The following is a 17,739-nucleotide window of genomic DNA, read 5'->3' on the forward strand; positions in this document are numbered from 1 at the left end:
GGGGGTGTGCAGGAATGATTAACTATTGATGGGCAAAAATATGAATCGGGTTTCGCTCGATAGCGCTGATAGATCAATGCTGCGCCTGCTACAAGCAGACGGTTCCATGTCCAGCATTGCGGTAGGCGAGCAACTTTCGCTGAGTACTACGCCGACCTGGCGGCGCAGAAAGCGTTTGGAGGAAGAAGGCGTAATTACCGGTTATGAAGCCATCATCAATCGGCGGGCAGTCGGGCTTAATCTGACGGCCTTTGTTCAAATCAGTTTTAACATGCATTCCGATAAGGCAGCGGATGTATTTGAATCCGTGATGCGCAGTAACCCTTATGTGTTGTCATGCCACAAGGTGACTGGAAGTGCAGATTACATACTGCAGATTGTCGCGGCAGATCTGGATGCGTATGGCGAGTTTGTCGAAAAGGTGTTGCGCACCCAGCCAGGTATCTCCTCTATCCATTCCAGCCTTGCGCTGAGGGAAATCAAGGACACGCATCGCCTGCCAATCCCGGATAATTGAGGCGCATACCGGTGTTGTATGCGCCTGCTCGACGCGTTACTCGTTGCGCTGGATACGGCTCAATGCCTGGTTGTCCTCTTTCAGCAGCCCCAGTACCTGACGATGATCCAGCGGGGTGCAGAATTCGCCATTCATGCTGGTGATCGACAGGTTGTGAATGGTTTCCGGGTCATGATCGACGCCGTCGATACCGATCTGGTTGGTGGTCGCGCACCCGTCATGCATAAGGTAAGTGTCGAAACCCATATTGCCGGCCATGCGGATGGTGGTTTCCACGCAGTAGTTGGTGAAGAAGCCTGTCACAACCAAACGGCTGATACCGCGCCGACGCAGTTCCAGTTCCAGGGTCGTACCGATAAAGGAACTGTTCACATCTTTCCAGATGATCAGCTCACCTGGATTTGGTAGCAGTTCATCCATGAAGGCACCCCCTGGCTGGCTGATCTTCAGGGGCGATACTTTCTGGCGGGAGTCGTGTTGGGTGTAGATCACGGTCAGGCCCGCTTTACGCCACTCGGCCAGAACCGCAGCCATGTTTTGCTCTGCTTCTGGATTATTGCGGCGGCCGGTTGGGCCGCCCCAGTGGCTCAGTTCGTTCACGCCCTTTTGAACGTCAATGAGTAGATAAGCGGTGTCGTTCCCGAATTGTTTAATCATGATGGTTGTTGACCCTGCATAGTGTTTTTGTACAGGCCAATTACTTGCCCATATAAGTTGAAACGGAGTGAGTCGCTTCGAAGAAAATATATGGGCAAGCTCATAGGGTTGCTTTGCTTTATTGGCGCTGCATGCGGGGTGTTTTAGGAAGCTTTTGCGCGGATACTGGCTTGAGGGAAAAAAATTCCCGAGTCGGTTGCGCGGTGGCCAACCACACCGGAACACTGGATTAACGTTGCTTCGCGGCAGCGGCGGGCGCGATGTAGCCGTTGCCAGGGGGTAGCCTCGCAGCTAGCTGCCGAGCGGCGCTGCCGTTCAGTACTGGCGTTTGAAGTTGAGCGTGAGCGTTACGACTTCGTTCGGCCAGCAGACGCCTCATGCTCGCCTCGAATCAGTGCCCGGGTTTGCTAGACACGACCCTCGGCCAACCCCTTCGCAGCGCTGCGAAGGCTAATCAGAGCCCGGCTAGGGTGCCAGCAGCAGACGGCTTCTCCGCTTGGCCTGTCGGCACGAAACGCTCCACGTCGATGGTATCGATCTGGTCGGGGTGAAGGTGGCGTTCGGCGTAGCGCATCGGCATTTCGCTGCGCAGGAACAGGGCGAACAGGTCGGCATCGATATGCCCGTTATCGCGCAGCCTGGCGAGGATCTCGATGGATTCGGAGAGGGTCTTGGCCTGCTTGTAGGGGCGGTCGGAGGCCGTCAGTGCTTCGAAGATATCGGCGATCGCCATGATGCGCGCCGGGATCGACAGCTGGCTCTTGTCCAGCTTGCGTGGATAGCCGGTACCGAGCAGGGTTTCGTGGTGGGTGCCGGCGTACTCCGGCACGCGCTTGAGGTTCGAGGGCAGCGGCAGGTTTTCCAGCATGACGATGGTCTGGATGATGTGCTCGTTGATCTTGAAGCGCTCTTCGGCGGTCAGCGTGCCCTTGCTGATGCTCAGGTTGTAAAGCTCGCCGTGGTTGTAGAGGTGTTCCGGCACACTGATTTGGAAACCGTACTTGGGGTCGAAATCCTTGGTCTCGGGGCGCGGGAAAATGTGCTGTGGCTTGTCGGCAAGCAGTCGCTCGCGTGCTGGCAATTGCGCCGCGGGCAGTTCGGCAACGCGCAGCAGCTCGGCCTGGGAGAGCCCCAGGCGATCATCGAAATGCCGTAGCCAGGTGCGTTCTGCCGCTTTGTGCAGAGTGCCGACGTGCTCGGGGTTCATCAGTTCGCTGCCGATGTTGCAGCCGGCGATGAAAGTGAATTCGTCCTGCAGCGCCTGGGCGGTGGCCTGGTACTGCGCGTCGGCCTGCGCCCGCTCGTGGCCGTCGAGCAACTGCTGCAGGCGTTCGAGCTGGGCATCACGCAGCAGCACCTCGAAGCGCATGCGCACCTCGTGGATGCGGTTGTAGATGGTCTCCAGCTTGGTGGCCTTGTCGACCACGTGCTCGGGCGTGGTGATCTTGCCGCAGTCGTGCAGCCAGGCGCCGATCCGGAACTCGCGCCATTCGTCGGCGGTGGTGAAGCGAAAGTTCGCCAGTGGGCCCTCGCTCACCTCACTGGCCGCCTCGGCGAGCATCATCGCCAACTCCGGTACCCGTTCGCAGTGGGCGCCGGTGTAGGGGCTCTTGGCATCGATGGCGCCGGCGAGAATCTCGATCATGCCGTCGATCAGGGCGCGCTGGGAATCGATCAGGTTGTGGTTCTCGAGGGCAACGGCTGCCTGGGAGGCGAGGGCGCCAATAAAGGCCACCACCGAGGGCGAAAAGGCGATGACCTTGCCGGTTTCCACGTCCAGGGCGTTCATGAACTGCAGCACGCCGATCACTTCACCGCCGCGTGGCGCCAGTGGCACGGTCAGCATGGAGACGGTGTGAAAACCCGATTCGCTGTCGAAGCGGCGGGTACCGCTGAGGTCGAAGCGGCTTTCGCCGTACACGTCGTCGATCACCACGGTTTCGTTGTGCAGCGCCGCATAGGTCGACACGTGCCGTTCGTTGGGCTGGCCGGTGTGCGGGTCGTGCAGGGGAATCTCGACCGTCGGCAGCTCGTCGTCCATGGAGCGCAAGGCGAAGCGCAGCGTGCCGTGCTCGGTCTTCAGGTACATGGTGGCGGCCTGGGCATTACAGGTGCGCTTGCCCTGCATGAGGATATGGCGCAGCAGCGCGTCGCGGTCGCGCTCGGCCGACAGCAGCAGGCCATTCTCGACCAGGCTGGCAAGCTTGAGCTGGGAGGCCTGCAGCGCCTGGGTCTGGTTTTGCAGGGCTGCCTTCATCTCGATGTGGTTGCGATTGAGGGTTTCCATCTCGGCGAACAGCGAGGCCGGCGGCAGTTCGCCGGAGAAGTCCATCTGGCGGATTCTTTGCGTGTCCTGCACCAGCAGGTCGATGGTGCGATCTATGCTCTGCATACCGCCCAGCACCAGCGGCATGCTGCACAGCAGGATGCCCACGGACAGGCACAGCACCAGCAGGGGCGGGGCGCCCAGGGTCAGGGCGAGCAGCGGTGCCAGCTGCAACAGCAGGAACAGGGTGACCACCAGGTTCCTGCTTCTGAAGCGTAGTCTGAATCGCTGCTTGATTTGCCCTGATGACATACTGCAACCTGCGTTACGGTCCCGCCGCGTACTTCACGTACCATCCGACCGCGCAACGGTGCTGCGGCTGGATGTGCAACGCTCAGTTCGACTCAGGGAATGAGATTAAATAAGGAGAGTACTGTGTTTGCACCTTTCAGGATATGGGCACTTGCTGGCGTATTGCTAGCAACTTCGGTTTTTGCCGCTGAACCGAGCTCGTCGATCGGCTACGTGATGAAGGTACAGGGTGAGGCTAGCGTCACTCAGGGCGGCGCGACCCAGGCTGCGACGATCGGCACGCCGCTGTACGTCGGCAGCACGGTGAAGACCGGCCCGGCAGGCTCCATGGGCGTCACGCTGAAGGACAACACGGTGATGTCCTTCGGCCCCAACAGCGAGCTGAGCCTCGACGAATTTCTCTTCGAGCCGGCCCAGGACGACCTGAAGCTGAGCGCCAAGATCACTCACGGCACGCTCGACTACATTTCCGGCACCATCGCCAAGCTCAAGCCGGAGGCCGTCGAGATCAATACCCCGACCGGCACCATTGGTGTGCGTGGCACCCACTTTCTCGTCAAGGTTGATTGAGTGCGACACGGCATGTTTTCCAAGCGCATGGGCGCCATCGCCATTCTGTTCTGCGCCTTGCTCGGTAGTGGCTGCGCATCGAAGTCCTACGTGGTGCTGATGGAAAGCCCCGATGGCAGCACGGGGGCCATCGAGGTCAAGACCGCCAAGGGCATGGCCCGCGTCGACCAGAAGGGCTATGCAGTCAACCTCGACGGCAGCAGCGCCAGGCCGTTCCAGGTCGAGCCGCCCAGGCTCGAAAAGGATTTCTCCGCCGCGCGGGCTGCCCAGCCGGCGCTGCCGAAAAGCTATCTGCTGTATTTCAGGACCGGTGGCACCAAGCTGACCCGCAAGTCCCAGGCGGAAATTCCCGAGGTGCTGCAGACCGTTCGCGACCGCGGGCCGTCGGCGGTTTCGGTGATCGGCCATACCGACACCGTTGGCAGCAAGCGGGATAACCAGGACCTTGGGCTGTTGCGCGCCCGGGCCATCGCCCGCCAGTTGCAGGACAATGGCCTGCAGGCACTGGAGCTGGTGGTCACCTCCCACGGTGAAGGCAACCTGTTGGTGAAGACCCCGGACAACACGCCGGAACCCGCCAACCGCCGGGTGGAAATCACCGTTCGCTAAGAGCCTGTTCAAAGGCTCGCGAGCTAGAGCAATGCAAGGCCTAGGCGGCCCCGCAAAAACAGGCGAGGACGCGGAGTTTACGAGCTGTAAATGAGCAGTCCGACTGGGCTGGCAATCCAGCCTGTTTTCAACGCCGCAGTGCCGACGCGCAGCAGACTTTGAACAGGTTCTAAGGCCCGCCTTACTTGCTGGCCATCACCAGCCGGTTGCCGCGCTCGCCGTTGCGCAGGCGCTGCAGGTGGTAGGCCACCAGGCCATCCCAGGGGCGCTGCTGGCCGAGTGTCTCGAATGCGCCGAGCGCCTCGTCAGCGCCGCTCGCCAACAGCTGGTAAGCCCCTTCGTAGGCTTCATCGCGGTCAGTTGCCGGCACGGCCATCGCCTCCAGCGGCTCGAACACCTGCACGGCCTCGGCCTTGCCCTTGAGCAGCACCTCGCCAACGGGGCGCATCGGCACCTCGGGGCAATGCTCGCGAATCGCGGCCGATACGCAGACCAGGGTGCCGATCTGGCCGTTCAGGCTTTCCAGGCGCGAGGTGGTGTTCACCGGATCACCCAGCGCGCGGTAATCGAAGATCACCGAGCCGCCGAAATTGCCCACCACCACTTCACCGCTGTGCACGGCGATGCGGGTCTGGCCGAAGGCGACGCCTTGCTCGTGCAGGGCGGCGACGTAACCCTGGGCGAAGCGGTTGATCTCCAGGGCGCAGGACAGGGCGCGCTGCTGATGGTCGGCCTGGGGAATCGGTGCCGAGAACATGATCGCCACCGCATCGCCGACGATGCGATCGAGCGTGCCTTCATGACGAAAGGCGATGGCGATCACCTGTTCCAGGTACTCGTTGAGCAGGCTGACCGCGGCCTCCGGTTCCTGGCGCTCCATCATCGCGGTGAAGCCGGTGATGTCGGTGAACACGAAACTGCAGGTTTGCCGCTGCCCGCCGAGCGCCAGCTGCTCCGGGTGGGCGACCAGGTGATTGACCAGGTTGGGTGACACGTAGCGCGAGAAGGCTGCCTGGATCCAGCGTTGTTCGCGCTCGGCCGCCATGTGCCGGACGATGCTGGCGGCACCGTAGACCAGCATCAGGCCGAGCGACGGGGTGAACAGGTCGAGCAGCACCCGGTGAATCGCGAAGCCGTACCAGGCCGCCGCGTTCAGCGCCGCCACCAGCACCAGCATCAGCACGGCGGACACCAGGGCGCGGGCGTACAGCGCCAGTAAGCCCAGTGCCAGGCCACCCAGCAGCAGCGCCAGGCCCTCCACGGCCAGCGCCCAGCCGGGCCGCAGCAGCAGGCTGTCGGTCAGCACCTGTTCCAGGGCCTGGGCGTGTACCTCGACGCCGGGGATGATCCCGCCCAGGGGGCTGAAGCGCAGGTCCTGCAGGCCCTGGGCCGAGGTGCCGACCAGGATGATGCTGCCGGCGACCGGCGCCGCCGAGCCGTCCAGTACCTGCCAGGCGGGGATGCTGCGGCTGGCCTGGGGCCGGGTGAAATACACCCATAGCTCGCCGCTGGCCGCCGTGGGGATCTGCAGGCGGCCGATATCCACCCGCTGCACCCCGGAATCGCTGCTGATGATCCGGTAGCGCCCCGTGCGCTGCGCCACGCGCAGTGCCTCGGCGACCAGCGATGGGCGCAGTTCCCCGGCCAGCGACACGAACAGCGGCACCCGCCGCACCACGCCATCGGCGTCGGGCCGGAAGGTCATGGCGCCGAGGCCACGGGCGGCCTGTTCGAGCTGCGGCAACGGGCGCGCCGCGCCCTGGAAGGCGGGTAGGAAAGCCAGCGGCGAGGGGCCCTGTTGCACCAGGCCGAAACGGCTCAAGGGTGGCCCGCCGGCGGCCGCACTCTGCTCGGCGGCAAAGCCGAGCACCACATTGCCGCGCGAAAGTACCTCGGCGAATTGCCCGTCGTGGCTCGGCAGCGCGGCCAACTGCGTGGCCAGGGCCGGTGGCAGCAGGTTGCCGCGCAGCAGTTGTTCGGGTGAGGTGCGATCGGGCTCGGCGAACAGCACATCGAACACCACCGCCGCGGCGCCGGCCTGCTCGAGCCGCTGCACCAGCTCTGCCACCTGGGTGCGCGGCCAGGGCCACTGGCCAATGCGCTTGAGGCTCTCCTCGTCCAGGTCGACGACCCGCACCGGCGCCTCCTGATAGGGCCGCGGCTGCCAGCGCTGGTACTGATCGAACACCGCGTGGCGAGCCTTCTGCACCGGCATCGGGTCGAGCAGAAACACCACGCAGAGGCCCAGCAGGATGGCCAGGCAGAAGGCGCCACCGGAGGAGGTCAGGCGAGGTCTAGGCACGCGGCAAGGCTCCGGGCGGGGTGGAAAACGGCAGGGCGGGCATGGACGTCACCTGAGTACGGGGCTGATCGAGCGTAGCATTTCGCACTGCCGTGCCATCGGCCTGCCCTGACCCTGCGCGCCGCGGTTGTGGCCACCAGGCATGCAGCGGGTCAGCCGTCGGGGTTACAGTATCGGCGAACGGTTATTGAGGTGAGGGATTGTGCGGCAAGCCCGCCCCGCCTGGATAGACCTGGCCAGCAGGGCCGCTGAACAGCGAAACCTTCCAGCGACCCGCCCAACCACCCGCAGCAGGAGTACCCGCAATGAACCAGCCCCTCTCCACAGGCATCCGCATGGAGGGAGGCGTGCTGGCCTTTCCCGTGCACTTCATGCGCGGCGGCACCTCCACCGGCCTGGTGATCGACGAACGCGTCGCGCCCCAGGACATCGTCCTGCGCGAGGAGCTGCTACGCCATCTGATGGGCGTGCCGCTGCACGGTGAGCTGCCTGGCAACCGCCAGCTCACCGGCCTGGGCCGCGGCCCGGCGACCAGCAACAAGGTGTTCTTCGTCGAACTGGAAAATGCCGAGGGCAAGCGGCGCCTGGTCAGCACCCTGGCGCAACTGGCCGCCAGCCACTCGGCCATCGACTGGAGCGTGAACTGCGGCAACATGTCCTCGGCGCTGCCGCTATGGGCGCTGGACGTGGGGCTGGCCGAGGGCACGAACGGCGATTTCGAGATCGATATCCGCAACACCAACACCGGGGTGATCACCACCGGCCGGGTGCTGCGCGAAGCCGACAACGCCCTGCGCAAGGTGGCGATCCCCGGCGTGCCGGGACAGTTTCCCGGAGTCGATCTGTTCCTCCATCACCCGGTCGGCGCCAAGACCGGTGCCTTGCTGCCCACCGGCAATGTGCTGGATGTCATCGATGGCCACCCGGTGTCCTGTGTGGATGTGGCGGTGCCGATGGTGATCATCGAGGCGGCGTCTTTCGGCAAGACGGCGCGCGAGCCGCTCGCCGAGCTGGAGGCCGATGGCGCCTTCATGCAGGCGCTGCGCGAGGTGTGGATCGAGGCGGGGCTGCGCATGGGCCTGAAAAAACGCAGTGGCGAGCCGATGAGCCGCGAGGACATCAGCCGCAGCGAAACCATCCCCAAGGTGTGCATCGTCGGCCCGGCTGCAGCCGGCGGCACGGTGTCGGTACGCTACTTCACCCCGCAGACGCTGCATGCCTCCATGGCGGTATCCGGTGGCTGCTGCCTGGCTGCCGCCACGCTGATTCCGGGCACCGTCGCCGCCCGCCTGGCTGCCGCGAAAGCGGCTGTGGGCGAGCAATTCGGCGAATATGCGGTGGCCATGGAAAACCCTGCCGGCACCCTCGACGCCACCGTGGTGGCCCGCGACCTCGGCGCCGGCCTGGAGGTGAAAACCGTGGCCTACCGACGCAGCGCCCAGGTGCTGCAACGCGGCCATGTGCCGCTGTACAACGCTTCGGATGAGTTGGTGGCGGCGCTGGTGGCGTTGATCTAGCGGCGGCGGGCAGGGGGCAGCGGTGCGTTGTCCCGGATCTTGTCGGCACGGTGTGTTAACGCACCACCAACCGCTCCGGCGCTTGCCAACCGCCACCCAGCGCCCTGAAGGCCGCGATGGCGGCGCGGGCCGATTCGGTCTGGGCTTGCGCCCGGGCGTCTGCGGTGCGCAGCAGGGTCTGGTCGGCGTTGAGCACGTCGATCAGGCTGGCAGCGCCGCTCTGATAGGCGGTGAATGACGACTGCCTGGCGCTTTCCAGCGAGGCTTCACCGGCTGCCAGGGTGTTTGCCTGGGTCTCGCGGTTGACCAGCGCCGAAAAGGCGTTCTCCACATCCTCACTGGCGCGCAGGACCGACTGGCGATAGGCCGCCAGCGCTTCGGCTTCGCGGCCTTTGGCCTGAGCGATCTGGGCGTTGATACGGCCGAAATCGAACAGCCGCCAGCGCAGGCCCAGCGCGCCCGCCGATTGCGCGGCACCACTGCTGAACAGGTTGCCACTTTGCGTGGTGGCGCTACCGAGCAAGGCGCTGAGCGAGAATTTCGGGTAGTACTCGCTGATCGCCTCGCCGATGCGCGCATTGGCGGCGACCAGGCGCTGCTCGGCAGCGATCAGGTCGGGCCGGCGGCGCAGCAGGTCAGCGGGGGTGCCCGTCGCCGCGAGTTGCGGCGCACGTGGAATGGCGTTTGCGGCAGCGAGTTCGGCGCGGTGGGTGCCCGGCGCACTGCCGAGCATCACATCCAGCGCATTCATGGCCGCATCGAGGCCCGCCAGCAGGACCGGCACGCTGGCCCTCACGTGCGCGAGCTCGCCTTCGGCCTGCTGCACCTGATACTCGGCGGCCAGGCCCCGGGCGTGCAGCAGGCGCACCTTGTCCAGCAACGCCTGCTGGGTATCGGCCTGCCGCCTGGCAATCGCCAGCCGCGCCTGCAGGCCGCGGATGCTGGTGTAGACATCCGCGGTCTGCGCGGCGACCGCCAGCCGCGTGGCGACAGCGCCGGCTTCGGACGCCTGGTAGTCCGCCAGGGCGGCTTCCTTGGCACTGCGCAGGCCGCCAAATACATCCAGCTCCCAGCCGGCTTCGAGGTTGGCCTCGTAGCTATTACCATAGCGGTCGTAGCCAGGCGCGGCGTCCAGCACCCGGCCCAGCGGCGTTTCCACCGATTGATAGGCACGTGCGGCCTGACCGTTGACCGTGGCCGAGGGCAGCAGCGCCGCATTGGCGGCGCCCAGGCCGGCACGGGCTTGCGACACCCGGGCTAGGGCCTGGGCGATGTCGAGGTTCTGTGCCAGGGCCTTGTCGACCAGGGCGCTCAGCTGGGCGTCGCCAAAGCCCGCCCACCAGCGGGCGAAACTGGCCGGTGCCACCGCGGCTCGCCGTTCCACGGCGGCCTGACCCAGGTAACGGTCGGCTAGCGGTGCGTCCGGGCGATGGTAATCCGGGCCGACTGTGCACCCCGCTGCCAGGCTGGTGCTGATCACGAGGGCAAGGGTGCGCATGGCAGGCATGGGAATTCTCATTGGCGAAAATACATAGTGACCATATTATAGATTGGTCACTTTCTGTCAATCAGCTCACCGTGGAGTTAAGCTCTAGGCATGAACGACGACAAGAACACCTCGACCACACGTGGGCCGCAGGATCACGAGATCCGCGACCAGATCATCAACGCCGCGACCCAGCATTTCGGCCACTACGGCTACGAGAAAACCACGGTTTCGGATCTTGCCAAGGCGATCGGTTTTTCCAAGGCCTACATCTACAAGTTCTTCGATTCCAAGCAGGCGATCGGTGGGGTGATCTGCACCAATCGCCTGGCCATGATCATGGCCATCGTCGAGGCGGCACTGGCCGATGCACCGAGTGCTTCGGAGAAGCTGCGGCGCCTGTTCCGCTCGATTTCAGAGGCTGGCAGTGATCTTTTCTTCCACGACCGCAAGCTCTACGACATCGCCGCGGTGGCGTCGCGCGACCAATGGCCATCGGTCAAGGCGCACGAGCTGCGCATTCGTGAGCTGATTCAGCAGATTCTCCTCGAGGGCCGTGAAACCGGCGAATTCGAGCGCAAGACGCCGCTGGACGAAACCACCAATGCGATCTTTCTGATCTTGCGGCCCTACGTCAATTCCGCCCAGCTGCAATACAACCTGGACAACGCCGCCGAGGCCGCCGCGCACCTGCCGGCGCTGATATTACGCAGCCTGGCTCCATAGCCTTTCGATTGTGACCATTGACAGATTTGGTCACTGGTTTAAGAATGAGGTTCCTGAATTGCTCTTGAGTGATGGAACCCATGCGCCTAGTGCCCGCCGCTTTTGCCGTTTGCCTGCTGCCTCTCGTCCTGGTGGCGTGCGGCGATTCGTCAGTCCAGAAAGACCCACGTAGCAAGCCGCCGCTGGTGCGGGCGGCAGTGGTCGAACACTCATCCGAGGCTGGCCGTTCCTTTACCGGCGTGGTGGTGGCGCGCACCCAGAGCGACCTCGGCTTTCGCGTGTCAGGCAAGGTGCTGGAGAGGCTGGTCGACACCGGCGAGCCGGTCAGGCGCGGCCAGCCGCTGATGCGCCTCGATCCTATCGACCTGCAGCTGCAGGCGAGGGCGCAGCAGGAGGCGGCGGCATCCGCTCAGGCGCGGGCCAGGCAGACGGCTGACGATGAGGTCCGTTATCGTGGCCTGGTGGCGGCCGGTGCGGTGTCGGCCTCGGCTTACGACCAGATCAAGGCGGCCGCGGATTCCGCCAGGGCGCAGCTCAGGGCAGCCCAGGCCCAGGCCGATGTGGCGCGCAACGCCACCGGCTACGCGGTATTGCAGGCTGATGCCGATGGCGTAGTGATGGACACCCTGGCCGAGCCCGGCCAGGTGGTCAGCGCCGGGCAAGCGGTGGTGCGGCTGGCGCGGGCGGGGCAGCGTGAAGTCATCGTGCACCTGCCGGAAACCCTGCGCCCGACGCCGGGCTCGAGCGCCCAGGCTGCCCTGTATGGCAGCCGTGGCGCCTCCGTTACGGCCAAACTGCGCCTGCTCTCCGAGGCGGCCGATGCCACCACCCGGACCTTCGAGGCCCGCTATGTACTCGACGGTGCGTTGGCCCATGCGCCGCTCGGTGCCACCATCACCCTCGATATCGCCGCAGCGAACAGTGCTGCTCAGGTGCTGCAGGTGCCCGTCGCCGCGCTCTACGATCCGGGTACCGGCCCTGGCGTGTGGGTGATCGCTGGCGAGCCGGCGAAAGTCGCCTGGCGCCCCGTTCAGGTAATAGGCATCGGTGATGAGGCGGCGCGTGTCGCCGGCCAGCTCAATGCCGGCGAGCACGTAGTGGCCCTCGGTGCCCACCTGCTACGTGATGGCGACGAAGTACGGTTTGCCCAGGCGCCAGCAGTCGCCGGGAGCCAGCCATGAGTGAGGGACGTTTCAACCTGTCGGCCCTGGCGGTCCGCGAGCGTTCCATCACCTTGTTCCTGATCCTGCTGATTGCGGTGGCCGGCACCCTGGCGTTCTTTAAGTTGGGCCGCGCGGAAGATCCACCCTTCACCGTCAAGCAGATGACCATCATCACTGCCTGGCCGGGCGCCACCGCCCAGGAAATGCAGGACCAGGTCGCCGAACCGCTGGAAAAGCGCATGCAGGAGCTGAAGTGGTACGACCGCAGCGAAACATACACCCGCGCCGGCCTGGCATTCACCCTGGTGTCGTTGCTCGATAGCACGCCGCCGTCGCAGGTACAGGAACAGTTCTACCAGGCCCGCAAGAAGCTGGGTGATGAAGCCAAGACCTTGCCGGCCGGTGTCATCGGGCCAATGATCAACGACGAGTTCTCCGATGTGACTTTCGCGGTCTATGCCCTGAAGGCCAAGGGCGAACCACAGCGCCAACTGGTGCGTGATGCCGAGTCGCTACGCCAGCGCCTGCTGCACGTGCCGGGGGTCAAGAAGGTCAACATCATCGGCGAACAGGCCGAGCGCATCTTCGTGTCCTTCTCCCATGACCGCCTGGCGACCCTGGGCATAACGCCGGCGGACATCTTCGCCGCGCTCAACAGCCAGAACGCGCTGACGCCCGCCGGCTCGGTGGAGACCAGTGGCCCGCAAGTGGTGATGCGCCTGGATGGCGCCTTCGACAAGCTGGCGAAGATCCGTGAGACGCCGATCACCGTGCAGGGCCGGACCCTGAAGCTTGCCGATGTGGCAACCGTGGAGCGCGGCTACGAGGACCCGGCGACCTTTCTGGTGCGCAACGGTGGCGAGCCTGCGCTGCTGCTCGGTGTGGTGATGCGCGAGGGCTGGAACGGCCTCGATCTTGGCGCGGCGCTGGATGCGGAAACGGTGCGCATCAATGACGCCATGCCGCTGGGCATGACGCTGGACAAGGTCACCGACCAGGCGGTCAACATCAGTTCGTCCGTCGATGAGTTCATGGTCAAGTTCTTCGTCGCCCTGCTGGTAGTGATGCTGGTCTGCTTTATCAGCATGGGCTGGCGCGTGGGTGTGGTGGTGGCTGCCGCCGTGCCATTGACCCTGGCCATCGTCTTCGTGGTGATGGCGGCCACCGGCAAGAATTTCGACCGCATTACCCTGGGTTCGCTGATTCTCGCTCTGGGCCTGCTGGTGGACGACGCCATCATCGCCATCGAAATGATGGTGGTGAAGATGGAGGAGGGCTACGACCGCTTCAAGGCATCGGCCTATGCCTGGAGCCACACCGCGGCGCCGATGCTCGCCGGCACGCTGGTTACCGCCATCGGCTTCATGCCCAACGGCTTCGCGCAGTCCACGGCCGGCGAGTACACCAGCAACATGTTCTGGATCGTCGGCATCGCGCTGATCGCCTCCTGGGTGGTGGCCGTGGCGTTCACCCCCTACCTGGGCGTGAAGCTGCTGCCCGACATCAAGCAGGTCGAGGGCGGTCACGCGGCCATCTACAACACCCGCCCCTACAACCGCTTCCGCAACCTGCTGGGGCGCGTCATCGCTCACAAGTGGCTGGTGGCCGGCGTGGTGATCGCCGCGTTCGTAGTGGCTGTATTGGGCATGGGGCTGGTGAAGAAGCAGTTCTTCCCGACCTCTGATCGCCCCGAGGTACTGGTCGAACTGCAGATGCCGTACGGCACCTCCATCGAGCAGACCAATGCCACGGCAATCAAGGTCGAGTCCTGGTTGCGCGAACAGGAAGAAGCCAGGATCGTTACCTCTTACATCGGTCAGGGCCCACCGCGGTTCTTTCTGGCCATGGCGCCGGAGCTGCCTGACCCGTCGTTTGCCAAGATCGTGGTGCTGACGGACAGCCAGGAGGCCCGCGAAGCGCTGAAACTGCGCATCCGTGAGGCGGCCTCCGAAGGGCTGGCGCCCGAGGCCAAGGTGCGCGTGACGCAACTGGTGTTCGGCCCGTACTCGCCATACCCGGTGGCCTATCGGGTGATGGGGCCCGAGCCCATGCAACTGCGCGAGATCGCCAGCCGCGTGCAGGCGGTGTTGCAGGCCAGCCCGATGATGCGCACGGTGAACGCCGACTGGGGCCCATTGGTACCCACGCTGCATTTCTCGCTGGATCAGGATCGCCTGCAGGCCGTTGGCCTGAGCTCAAGCGCGGTGGCGCAGCAACTGCAGTTCCTGCTCAGCGGCGTGCCGATCACCTCGGTGCGCGAGGACATCCGCGCCGTGCAGGTGGTCGGTCGCGCGGCCGGGGATATCCGTCTCGATCCGGCGAAAATAGAGGGCTTTACCCTGGTTGGCTCAACTGGTCAGCGCATTCCGCTGTCCCAGGTCGGCGACGTGGATGTGCGCATGGAAGACCCGATCCTGCGCCGCCGCGACCGCACCCCGACCATCACCGTGCGCGGCGACATCGCTGAAGGGCTGCAGCCGCCGGATGTGTCCACGGCGGTGTGGAACGAGCTGCAACCGATCATCGCGACGCTACCGGCCGGCTACCGGATCGAGATGGCCGGCTCCATCGAGGAGTCCGGCAAGGCCAGCAAGGCGATCGCGCCACTGCTACCGATCATGATTGCCCTGACGCTGCTGATCATCATCCTGCAGGTGCGGTCGATCTCGGCCATGGTCATGGTGTTTCTCACCTCGCCGCTGGGCCTGATCGGTGTGGTGCCGGTGTTGTTGCTGTTCCAGCAGCCGTTCGGCATCAATGCCCTGGTCGGCCTGATCGCGCTGTCGGGAATCCTGATGCGCAACACGCTGATCCTGATCGGGCAGATCCACCACAACGAGCAGGAGGGCCTTGACCCGTTCAGCGCGGTGGTCGAAGCCACCGTGCAGCGCGCCCGACCGGTGTTGTTGACGGCGCTGGCGGCGATCCTAGCCTTCATCCCCCTGACCCATTCGGTGTTCTGGGGAACCCTGGCCTACACCCTGATCGGCGGCACCTTCGTCGGCACCATCATGACCCTGGTGTTCCTGCCGGCGATGTACGCCATCTGGTTCAGGATCCGCCCGAACGACGCAACCAAGGACGCGCACGCGTGATCCCTGGCGAGCAGTGTTCGGCTGTTCGCCGCCAACCTGGCTGAGAGGCTGCAATGATCAATTTTCACAAGCACAAGCGCATCGTGGTAACCGGTGTCGGCATCGTCGGCCCGCTGGGCTGTGGTACCGAGACGACGTGGCAGCGCCTGCTGGCCGGGCGCTCGGGCATCCGCACACTGCCGGCAGCCATCGGCGATGGCACCGGGGTGACGGTCGGCGGGCAAGTACCCTCGTTCGAGGAGGATGGGGTTGCCGGCTATCGACCCGAGCTCGTTATTGCGGCCAAGGAACGCAAGAAGATGGATCGCTTCATCGAATTCGCCCTGGTAGCCGCGCACGAGGCATTGCAGCAAGCGGGCTGGCAGCCTGGCACGGAGGAGACGCGGCAGCGTACGGCGACGATCATCGCCTCGGGGGTGGGCGGTTTCGGTGCGCTGGCCGAGGCCGTACGGGTTACCGACGCGCGTGGGCCACGCCGGCTATCGCCGTTCACCGCGCCGTCGTTTCTCGCCAACATGGCAGCGGGGCACGTGTCGATCAGCCATGGCTTCAAGGGCCCGCTCGGCGCGCCGGTGACTGCCTGCGCGGCAGGTGTGCAGGCGATTGGCGATGCGGCTCGGCTGATCAGAAGTGGCGAGGCCGATATCGCCATCTGCGGTGGTACCGAGGCAGCTATCGACCGCGTCACCCTGGGCTGCTTCGCGGCTGCGCGGGCCCTGTCGACCGGCTTTGCCGGGCAACCGCAAGAGGCGTCGCGGCCCTTCGACCGTGACCGCGACGGGTTCGTGATGGCCGAAGGTGCCGGGCTGCTGGTGATCGAGTCACTCGAGCATGCGCTGGTGCGAGGCGCTAGGCCGTTGGCTGAACTGGTGGGCTATGGCACCAGTGCCGATGCCTATCACCTTACCGCCGGCCCCGAAGATGGCAGCGGTGCGCGCCGCGCCATGCAACAGGCGCTGCAGCAGGCAGGCCTGAGCCCGGGCGATGTGCAACACATCAATGCCCATGCCACCTCGACCCAGGTCGGCGACAAGGGCGAACTGGCCGCTATCGGCTCGCTGTTCGGTCATGACTCGTCTGTGGCGATCAGCTCGACCAAGTCCGCTACGGGCCACCTGCTGGGCGCCGCTGGCGGCCTCGAAGCGATCTTCACGGTGCTGGCACTGCGTGACCAGATCGTGCCGCCGACTCTGAACCTCAGCAATCCGGACGCAGCCGCAGCGGGGCTCGATCTGGTCGCGCTGAATGCCCGTCCGATGCCGATCACCCACGCACTCTCCAATGGCTTCGGCTTTGGCGGCGTGAATGCCAGTGTGTTGTTTCGTCGCTGGGAGGGAGCGTGATGAATGCGCAGCCTGGAACCGCGGCAAGCGCCAGCGTGGTTTTCTGACCATGGGCGCGGCAGCGATCACCACCTTGCTGGTCTCGGTGCTGGAGTTCGCCCCCGTAACCACCCTCGGCGCTACTCAGACCGTGGTTTGCCTGATCGGCCTGGGCTTGTTCGTGGTGGCCAATCGCTTGGCGACGGTAGCGAGTCACCAGTAACGGGCAGTGGCCCGTGCTGAAAATCAGCCGCACTCGCCACCACTGGCTACACCGTCGAGCAACCACTGCCGAAACACCCCCAGGGCCGGCAGCACGGCATTGCGTTTGGGGTAGGCGAGAAAATAGGTGCGGCCGCTGGAAACCGGCGTGCCGGTGGTGCGCAGCTGGCCCTGGCGCAGTTCTTCCTCGACCAGCACCTGGGGCACCAGGCCGACGCCGATGCCGGCGCGCACGGCCTGGATCAGGTGCGAGGTCAGCTCGAAGCTGGGGCCAGCCTGCAGCTGCGCGCTGCTCACGGCGTGCTTGGCGAACCAGGTCGACCACATCGGCGGGTGGCTGGCGACCTGCAGCAGCAATTGCCCGGCCACCCGCTCGGGCGTCAGCGGCTCGCCGGCGTCGAGCATCGCCGGGCTGGCGATCAGCACCATGGATTCGTCGAGCAACGGGTGGGCCAGCAGGTCCGGCCAGGCGCCGTCGCCCACGCAGATCGCCGCGTCGAGCTGGCCGTCGCTGAAATCGGCGTGGATGCGCGAATGGATATGCACCTGCACGCCCGGGTTGGCGGCGTAGAACTCGTGCAGCCGCGGCAGCAGCCATTTCGAGCCGAAGGTCGGCAACAGGGCCAGGCGCAGGGTGCCGCCGCCGGAGCCGTAGTCGATGGCCTGCAGGGTCGCATTGCGAATGCTTGCCAGGGCGTCGGAGAGGGTGTCGGCGTACAGCCGGCCCACATCGGTGAGCACCACGTTACGGCCTTCGCGCTGGAACAGGGTGATGCCCAGAAAGGCTTCCAGCGCCTGCACCTGGCGGCTCACCGCACTCTGGGTCAGCGACAGCTCGGCGGCCGCACGGGTATAGCTCTGGTGGCGCGCCGCCGACTCGAAGGCCAGCAGCAGGGACATCGACGGCGTCAGTCTGCGCAGATTCATTCATAAAGCTCATGGATTGCTACGGCAAATACCCTTGTAGCACAGGCG

Annotated in this window: 14 protein-coding genes; 9 read left to right on the forward strand and 5 right to left on the reverse strand. The window is 65.0% G+C overall.

The window, feature by feature from the left end; all coding sequences use genetic code 11:
* Positions 1-28: 28 nt before the first annotated feature.
* A complete protein-coding gene (locus QYS36_RS16365) occupies positions 29-517 on the forward strand; it encodes an Lrp/AsnC family transcriptional regulator (RefSeq protein WP_308840485.1) in 489 nt (162 codons plus the stop codon).
* Positions 518-553: 36 nt separating this feature from the next.
* Here the strand turns inward: QYS36_RS16365 and QYS36_RS16370 are convergent, their stop codons facing one another.
* Together QYS36_RS16370 and QYS36_RS16375 are read right to left on the reverse strand one after the other, a co-directional pair.
* Positions 554-1,174 (reverse strand): cysteine hydrolase family protein, encoded by a 621-nt coding sequence (locus QYS36_RS16370; RefSeq protein WP_308840486.1) that lies wholly within the window; start codon positions 1,172-1,174, stop codon positions 554-556.
* A gap of 454 nt (positions 1,175-1,628) precedes the next feature.
* Positions 1,629-3,695, reverse strand: coding sequence for an HD domain-containing phosphohydrolase (locus tag QYS36_RS16375; protein WP_308840487.1), 2,067 nt, complete (start codon positions 3,693-3,695; stop codon positions 1,629-1,631).
* Between the two features lie 273 nt (positions 3,696-3,968).
* Between QYS36_RS16375 and QYS36_RS16380 the strand changes: the two genes are divergently transcribed.
* Positions 3,969-4,322 (forward strand): FecR domain-containing protein, encoded by a 354-nt coding sequence (locus QYS36_RS16380; protein WP_308840557.1) that lies wholly within the window; start codon positions 3,969-3,971, stop codon positions 4,320-4,322.
* A gap of 12 nt (positions 4,323-4,334) precedes the next feature.
* Positions 4,335-4,931 carry an OmpA family protein gene (locus tag QYS36_RS16385; RefSeq protein ID WP_308840488.1) on the forward strand — a complete coding sequence of 199 codons (597 nt, stop codon included), beginning with the start codon at positions 4,335-4,337 and terminating at the stop codon, positions 4,929-4,931.
* Between the two features lie 181 nt (positions 4,932-5,112).
* Here the strand turns inward: QYS36_RS16385 and QYS36_RS16390 are convergent, their stop codons facing one another.
* Positions 5,113-7,233 carry an adenylate/guanylate cyclase domain-containing protein gene (locus QYS36_RS16390; RefSeq protein WP_308840489.1) on the reverse strand — a complete coding sequence of 707 codons (2,121 nt, stop codon included), beginning with the start codon at positions 7,231-7,233 and terminating at the stop codon, positions 5,113-5,115.
* Between the two features lie 305 nt (positions 7,234-7,538).
* Here QYS36_RS16390 and QYS36_RS16395 point away from each other — a divergent pair, with 305 nt between their 5' ends.
* Positions 7,539-8,750 (forward strand): PrpF domain-containing protein, encoded by a 1,212-nt coding sequence (locus QYS36_RS16395; protein WP_308840490.1) that lies wholly within the window; start codon positions 7,539-7,541, stop codon positions 8,748-8,750.
* Positions 8,751-8,805: 55 nt separating this feature from the next.
* Here the strand turns inward: QYS36_RS16395 and QYS36_RS16400 are convergent, their stop codons facing one another.
* The gene (locus tag QYS36_RS16400; protein ID WP_308840491.1) at positions 8,806-10,257 is read right to left on the reverse strand and encodes an efflux transporter outer membrane subunit; all 1,452 of its coding nucleotides are present in this window, start codon (positions 10,255-10,257) and stop codon (positions 8,806-8,808) included.
* Between the two features lie 90 nt (positions 10,258-10,347).
* Here QYS36_RS16400 and QYS36_RS16405 point away from each other — a divergent pair, with 90 nt between their 5' ends.
* From QYS36_RS16405 to QYS36_RS16425, 5 genes are all read left to right on the forward strand, one after another.
* On the forward strand, positions 10,348-10,962 hold the full coding sequence (locus QYS36_RS16405) for a TetR/AcrR family transcriptional regulator (RefSeq protein WP_308840492.1): 615 nt from the start codon (positions 10,348-10,350) through the stop codon (positions 10,960-10,962).
* Between the two features lie 80 nt (positions 10,963-11,042).
* Positions 11,043-12,143 carry an efflux RND transporter periplasmic adaptor subunit gene (locus QYS36_RS16410; RefSeq protein ID WP_308840493.1) on the forward strand — a complete coding sequence of 367 codons (1,101 nt, stop codon included), beginning with the start codon at positions 11,043-11,045 and terminating at the stop codon, positions 12,141-12,143.
* Positions 12,140-15,220, forward strand: a complete 3,081-nt coding sequence (locus tag QYS36_RS16415) for an efflux RND transporter permease subunit (RefSeq protein WP_308840494.1) — start codon at positions 12,140-12,142, stop codon at positions 15,218-15,220. The genes QYS36_RS16410 and QYS36_RS16415 overlap by 4 nt, the downstream gene beginning before the upstream one ends.
* A gap of 53 nt (positions 15,221-15,273) precedes the next feature.
* Positions 15,274-16,563 carry a beta-ketoacyl-ACP synthase II gene (gene fabF, locus QYS36_RS16420; protein WP_308840495.1) on the forward strand — a complete coding sequence of 430 codons (1,290 nt, stop codon included), beginning with the start codon at positions 15,274-15,276 and terminating at the stop codon, positions 16,561-16,563.
* A 49-nt stretch (positions 16,564-16,612) separates the two neighbouring features.
* Positions 16,613-16,765, forward strand: coding sequence for a hypothetical protein (locus tag QYS36_RS16425; RefSeq protein WP_308840496.1), 153 nt, complete (start codon positions 16,613-16,615; stop codon positions 16,763-16,765).
* A 23-nt stretch (positions 16,766-16,788) separates the two neighbouring features.
* Here the strand turns inward: QYS36_RS16425 and QYS36_RS16430 are convergent, their stop codons facing one another.
* Positions 16,789-17,691, reverse strand: coding sequence for a LysR substrate-binding domain-containing protein (locus QYS36_RS16430; protein WP_308840497.1), 903 nt, complete (start codon positions 17,689-17,691; stop codon positions 16,789-16,791).
* Positions 17,692-17,739: the final 48 nt, after the last annotated feature.

This window comes from Pseudomonas sp. G34 (assembly GCF_031119625.1).
Classification (GTDB): domain Bacteria; phylum Pseudomonadota; class Gammaproteobacteria; order Pseudomonadales; family Pseudomonadaceae; genus Aquipseudomonas.